This is a genomic window from Mesorhizobium sp. M5C.F.Ca.IN.020.29.1.1, from assembly GCF_003997375.1.
Taxonomy (GTDB): Bacteria; Pseudomonadota; Alphaproteobacteria; order Rhizobiales; family Rhizobiaceae; genus Mesorhizobium; species Mesorhizobium wenxiniae.
Window position 1 is genome coordinate 1 of sequence record NZ_RZSW01000418.1, and the last position, 5,661, is coordinate 5,661.

The window sequence follows — 5,661 nt, forward strand, 5'->3', positions numbered from 1 at the left end:
ACCCGCGATCGAAGATCCCCGCTCAATGCTCTTCCCATCGTCCACCTCCATCGAGGTGGATGTTGAATCAGCACAAGACGCAGCTGTCACATCACAATCGATTCATCGATCACAGGACGTGCTCTAGACGTGCTACGGCATTGGTAAGTGGAGGGACTGGACCTGCAGCTCCCTATGCCAGCGGATTTCCGTCACCAAGGAAGTCCATGTGCTATGAGAATAAATGGCCCAGTCTATGGATGCACTGGTCCGCGAAATCACTCCTTCACGGCCTCAGCTTCGACGACCGCGCGTGCGGCTTCGGACGTCGAAGCGACCTTATAGCCGATTTCGACGAGGAACTTGTCTAGACGCTCGATCAGTCCTGGTGACTGCTCAATATGGACGACAACCCATTGGAAGGCGCTGAGTGCTGCACGTTGCTTGAGCGGGTCCCAAAGACGAGCGATCCCCAATAGATCGATCGGTGCGAGCGCAATCAGCCCGTTTTCCTCGATCGCTTTCGTCATTCTCGCGTTGCGCCCATTGCGCCCACTCATCCGCCGTTAGGAGGCGCAACATGTCGAGATGGTCGGCGTGCGGCTTGGTCGCAAGCTGAGCAAGCACTGCCTTGCGCACAGGGCTCGATGTCCGCTCGGCCCGGTCAAGTACGAACGCAGGCAGCGGTGCCGGAAGGGGATCGGCCAGTGCAGTGAGCGCCTTCGCCGCGACATGGGCGAAGCGATGGTCGAGCGCTCCTTGAATCTGTGCGCGCATACCCCGATGAATCGCAATCTCGATCGCTTCGAGCGCCCGTATCATGATCATCGCTATCCATGAGGATCCGCGTGACGTCCTCGGTAACATCGAGATCGATATGGCGCGCAAGACGCACCCGCATAGTCTGCACGTCGCTCGTAGCTTCGGGAATCGCGAGCAGCGTCGCGGCGGCCGCAGGCGAAAGCGCTGGCGTCTTCTCATCCAAGATGGCACGTTCAGCCAGTGCCAGCTCTAGAAAGTCGTCTGGCAGCGCCGCGATCATCGCGGCGTACTGGTCGTGGCGGGCCTTGGCGTGTTCACCACCAGCACTCCCGCGATGGGCAAGGTCGGACGCCAGCTCGGCTAGCCTGCCGTTGGCCTTGCTGGCGATAAGCGTCGAGACAATATTTTTTTATTTCGTCAGGGACATGACCGGCCAGACAATCCAACGCCGATACGCGAACGCCGGAATTATCGTGACCTTCGACCAGCCGTACAATGAGACGGTCCTCAGCGTGGCCGTCCCAGCGGTCTGTGAGCAGATTCCAGAGCTGCCCCTCATCATCGTTTCCGTAGCTTGCCTCAATTGCCGCCTCGAGTTCACCGGCAGTGAGCTGCATTTTCGGATGGTCAAGTTCGCGCAGCCAGTATTGGCGAAGCGTCTCATGGTGACGATGCTGCACCACCTCCTTCCATCCGCGCTCGCCGCGCAATCTGCGCACATAGGCTTCGAGATAGGTATCGGCGGTTGCGCCATCATCATCGTTGGCTAGATGCTCGGCGTAATCGTCGCTGACTTCGTTGTTGAGGATTAGCAGGTGGTTTCGCGCCGCATTGTCGAGCTCAGCCTGGGTTGGCTGGCGTGCAGCGACTGAGGCATCGACGACGGGTTCGAAACGGTCGAGATCAACTAGCGCACCGGCAGCGATGACATCGTCATTCCGAATATGACCATAGCCCGCGGACTCTTGGGCGGCTGCCAGGAAAGCACCTGTCACGTCACCCGCGAGCTCTGCAAGGTCGCGAGCAGAGCCTCTCGGGAAGCTGGTTTGGTCCGTGGGCAGTACCGTGCAGGCGAAACTTTCGATCAATTCACGCACGTCAGGATCTGCGCGCATCCGCGCATACCAATCTGCGTCACGTTCGAGCCGAGCCGAGCAGCAACGCCAAAAATGAAACCCTTCCGGAGGGTCGAATCAGGGTATACGCCTGCAGATCGTAGAACCATGTCTGAACGCCGAGATCGGCCTGAGGGTAAGGGCAGTCTGTGAGCTCCATGCTGCGGTCGAAGTGATGGATCAACGGGCCGAATGAGGAAAGGGACCAAGCACGTCACCAAGCCGTCCATGATCGCGCGTGACTGCCAGTCGTTGTTGCGCAAGAAGATCGGGAAGCGGCTCACCCGTTGACCAGCGAAGTGACGTTCGCCTTGCCAAAATTCTTGCGGAACTGGATCAGATGTAGCTCATGTCACTTCGGCCGCCTCTAGAGAAACTTCGCGGAGGGTACCTGCCACCGGACCAGCAAGTAATGTGCTCGGCCTGGACTGGGTTTCACCGTAAGTTATGCCGCCATCTGTGGCGCAGCGGCCATCGCAGGCGCCGCTACTATCCTTCATCTCGGGGCAAAGTACCATCTTTCTGCCGCAGCTTCTTGCGGCGAGTTCGGCGATCGCCAGGCGATGCGTGCGGCGCATCCGGAACCGGAGCTTCCTCAACCGTTGTGGCCAGGAAGCGATGGTCGGGCATGGTCATGTCCTTGGCGACTGCTTCAGCGGTGGTTAACACGGGCTGAGAAACATTTTCGCCAAGAACAATCGGCTGCGGCGCCGCCTCGGCGACCGCACCTTTCGTGTGCGCTTTCGCAACCATCGTTAGCGATGCCGGCCCAGATCGACGCATCGCCCGCCCCATGGCGACCAGCTCCCGCACGCTGGCGGGTTCTCCAGCCGGCACATCATCGATTGGGAGGCCAGATCCCGACCCGACGGCGGCATCCTGGGCCATCTTGAAGAACGGATCGGGGCGCAGCCGGTTTGGCGTCGTTGCCGTCCTCGTAGCCGGCGGCGATCATCTTCATGCGAAAGCCGATCACCCGGCCAAGCTGTGGGCAGTCTGGTCCGGACAGCGCGGATGGTCGATGCAGCGCGCCAGACGCTCGGCCACCCGCAGCCGATTTTCCACCTCGGCCAGAGCCAGAAAGCCGCTGTTGGACGACAGCATCTCGCCGTCGAAACGGACGACGACGGACTTGCCGCCCACTGATGACAAACAGCTCAGCGGCAGCCTAGTCGTTCATGGCGGGTGTGATCTCCGGAAATGATTCGGATCGGGCTTAGCAACCAAATCCTATGTCATTTCAAAGTCTTGCACCAAATCCGTCAACCCACCATGAACTTTTCGGGTTAGGAGCTTCTGCTCCTGAACCTGGCAACTCCTGCCTGACAACCCGCAAGCCGCGAAACTCGAAGCCCTCCTCAGATTGCTTACGTCCAGTGTCCGACATTGTCGGACATTTGTCATGGTGTGATTCGCGCCAGGCATTTGTTGTGACATGGTTTTCTTCTCTGGCACGGTACATGCTTGTTCATATGTATACGGGTCCCGGTTGAGGAGAAATCGTCTCATGATTACGCCCATCGGTAGGTCTGCTAGCTCAAGGTGTCCGTGGACGCAGGTAAGCGGCTCAGCTTCGAAAACACGCTGTTGAATGTGCTAATGGTGTATGAAGGGTATTCAGCCGGCGATAACGGAGGTGGGCAAGTACACTCTCAGTTGTTGCAGTATCGACAACGGCCGGCATCATCAGCGAACCCGTTGCACAACAGGTGCGATCCGATGAGTGGGGCCGCCGGGGAGCGTGCAGATAGGGGGGTGCAAGGCGTGACAATGTTATCGTTATGCCGATGACCTTCTTTGTGTTGGTTGACACTCAGGACCGCCGATTTCGATTGGTATCAAGCGCGCTTTCCCTTGAGCAGATCCGAACCAGTGTGACGGGTTTAGGCCGCTATGCGGCGCGGCGGTTAGGGCGGGAACGGCCCAGATTGGGACTGGCTGAGGGATGAAAATGGTATATCGGTCTTCTCCGGTGCGCGGCCATGCCTGTCAACTAGGCGAGCAGGGCATGGATCCTGCAGCCCGGCCAATCTTTTCCAGCATCGTTCTTGGCAGTGGTACGCTAGCTATCGCGTGCGCACAGCTGGCAATGGAGATGGGCCACGTCATTGGCGCGGCCCTGTGTACTGACGCGATATTCGCGGATTGGGCGGCTCGCGCCAACATCTTGTGCATTGCGAATGTTGAAGAACTCTCCACTTTACTGAACACCGAGCCAGTGGATTGGATATTCTCGGTTGCCAATCCGCTTATATTGCGACCGGACGTGTTTGAGCGAGCGCGACAAGGTGCATTTAATTACCACGACGGTCCATTGCCACGATATGCGGGAACGCATGCGACGTCCTGGGCGCTGCTGGCGCAAGAAACCGAACACGCCGTCACCTGGCATCGGATCGATGATGGTGTTGATACGGGTGACGTCGTGGTTCAGCGCCAAGTCCTGATTGCGCCCACCGACACGGCAATGACCCTGAACCTCAAGTGTTATGAAGCCGCGATCGAGGGTTTCCGCGAACTCTTAACTGGCCTCAAGATCGGGAAACTTACTGCCTATCCGCAGGCGCTAGTGAACAGAAGTTATTTTCCGAAGCGTCGGCGCCCAGATGCGGCAGGCTATCTGCGATGGGATCGATCCGCGCAAGATTTGTCAGCGATGACGCGTGCCCTAGACTTTGGCCCGTATCATGCCAATCCATTGTGTCTGCCCAAGGCGCTCGTCGGTGATGAGGCTGTCGCAATCAGACGCTTGGAGGTGTTGCCTCGACGCTCGGGCTTTCCCGCGGGTTCCCTGCTTGAAATCCACTTCAGCCACTGGCGTGTGGCGACGGGTACGCAGGATGTCGAGGTTTGCTTTGGCAGCTCCGATGGGCGGGTGCTGGACGCGCGAGCCCTCGCCAGGCACTCCAATCTGGATGAAGGTAGTCGCCTTCTAATTTTGGGCGATGAACAGGCGCGGAGCATAACTGCCGCTCATGAATTGCTGGCGCCTCGGGAGGATTTTTGGCGACGGCGGCTTGAGCAGTTTAGAACATTGAAGTTTCCTTTCCTGTCGTCGTCCCTGTCTGACGCACCGCCCAGATGGCAGTCGAGTTCGGGGGTCATTCCAAGTGCTTTGGCTAAGCTGTCGCAAAATGATTGCACGGAATACTTGGTAACAGCTTGGCTGATCTATCTCGCCCGCATCACGGGAGAAACAGAGCTGCAACTGGGATGGAAGCCTGCATCGTATGGATGGCAAGCCGATTTGAAAGCGGTGGAGGTGCTTGTCGCTCCTGCCGTACCGATGGAAGTTACCATTGATCTTGCACGTGATTTTGAAGAAATGCGCAAAGCGGTGGCAGCCGAATTCGCTCAGCTGAGGGAGCACGGTAGCTTTGCCCGGGATCTTGTCGCGCGCTGCCCGACATTGCGAGGTGTGGAGGCGCTACGTTCGCACCGGCCTTGGCCGATTGGCATCACACTCACGACAGACAGCTGTTCCGTCGCTGGCGATCTGAAGACGAGCCACAGAGCTGGGCCAGCCCTATGTGGCGATTTGCTGACCTTTGAGGTTTGCGCTCTGGATGGGAGCTTTCGCTGGCATTTTGATGCCAGTCGATTAGCGCCGAAGCAGATCGACCGCATGACGCAGCATTTGCAAACTTTGTTACATGGTGTGATGGCCGATGCCGGGCAGCCGGTGCGCGAGTTGGCCATCCTGCCGGCTGCGGAGCGTGCGTATCTGCTGGAGGAGCTGAACCGGACGGCGGCGGCCTATCCGTCGGAGCGGTGCATCCATGAACTGTTCGAGCAGCAGGTGCAA

4 protein-coding genes and 2 pseudogenes are annotated in these 5,661 nt (G+C 58.6%); 2 read left to right on the forward strand and 4 right to left on the reverse strand.

Translation table 11 applies throughout. The annotated features are described in order from the left end of the window. Window positions 1–257: 257 nt before the first annotated feature. Window positions 258–509 carry a hypothetical protein gene (locus EOA85_RS25870; RefSeq protein ID WP_127211660.1) on the reverse strand — a complete coding sequence of 84 codons (252 nt, stop codon included), beginning with the start codon at window positions 507–509 and terminating at the stop codon, window positions 258–260. A gap of 290 nt (window positions 510–799) precedes the next feature. Here EOA85_RS25870 and EOA85_RS25875 point away from each other — a divergent pair, with 290 nt between their 5' ends. After that, window positions 800–994: a hypothetical protein gene (locus tag EOA85_RS25875; protein ID WP_127211661.1), complete on the forward strand. Its 195-nt coding sequence runs from the start codon at window positions 800–802 to the stop codon at window positions 992–994. A gap of 61 nt (window positions 995–1,055) precedes the next feature. Here the strand turns inward: EOA85_RS25875 and EOA85_RS25880 are convergent, their stop codons facing one another. From EOA85_RS25880 to EOA85_RS25890, 3 genes and pseudogenes are all read right to left on the reverse strand, one after another. Further along, entirely contained in the window at window positions 1,056–1,838 is a 783-nt protein-coding gene (locus EOA85_RS25880) for a hypothetical protein (RefSeq protein ID WP_127211662.1), read from the reverse strand. 106 nt (window positions 1,839–1,944) lie between these two features. Continuing rightward, window positions 1,945–2,196 (reverse strand): annotated as a pseudogene (locus EOA85_RS39320) (IS30 family transposase); the annotation flags it as partial. Window positions 2,197–2,636: 440 nt separating this feature from the next. Further along, window positions 2,637–3,023, reverse strand: a pseudogene (locus EOA85_RS25890) (transposase); the annotation flags it as partial. A gap of 841 nt (window positions 3,024–3,864) precedes the next feature. Here EOA85_RS25890 and EOA85_RS25895 point away from each other — a divergent pair. Continuing rightward, on the forward strand, window positions 3,865–5,661 hold a 1,797-nt coding region (locus EOA85_RS25895), incomplete at its 3' end, for a formyltransferase family protein (RefSeq protein ID WP_281033787.1).

What these genes read in the sequence shown, in the direction of transcription:
- EOA85_RS25875 (WP_127211661.1), top strand. Translation starts at nt 800, where the DNA reads ATGATCATCGCTATCCATGAGGATCCGCGTGACGTCCTCGGTAACATC.
- EOA85_RS25870 (WP_127211660.1), bottom strand. Translation starts at nt 509, where the DNA reads ATGACGAAAGCGATCGAGGAAAACGGGCTGATTGCGCTCGCACCGATC.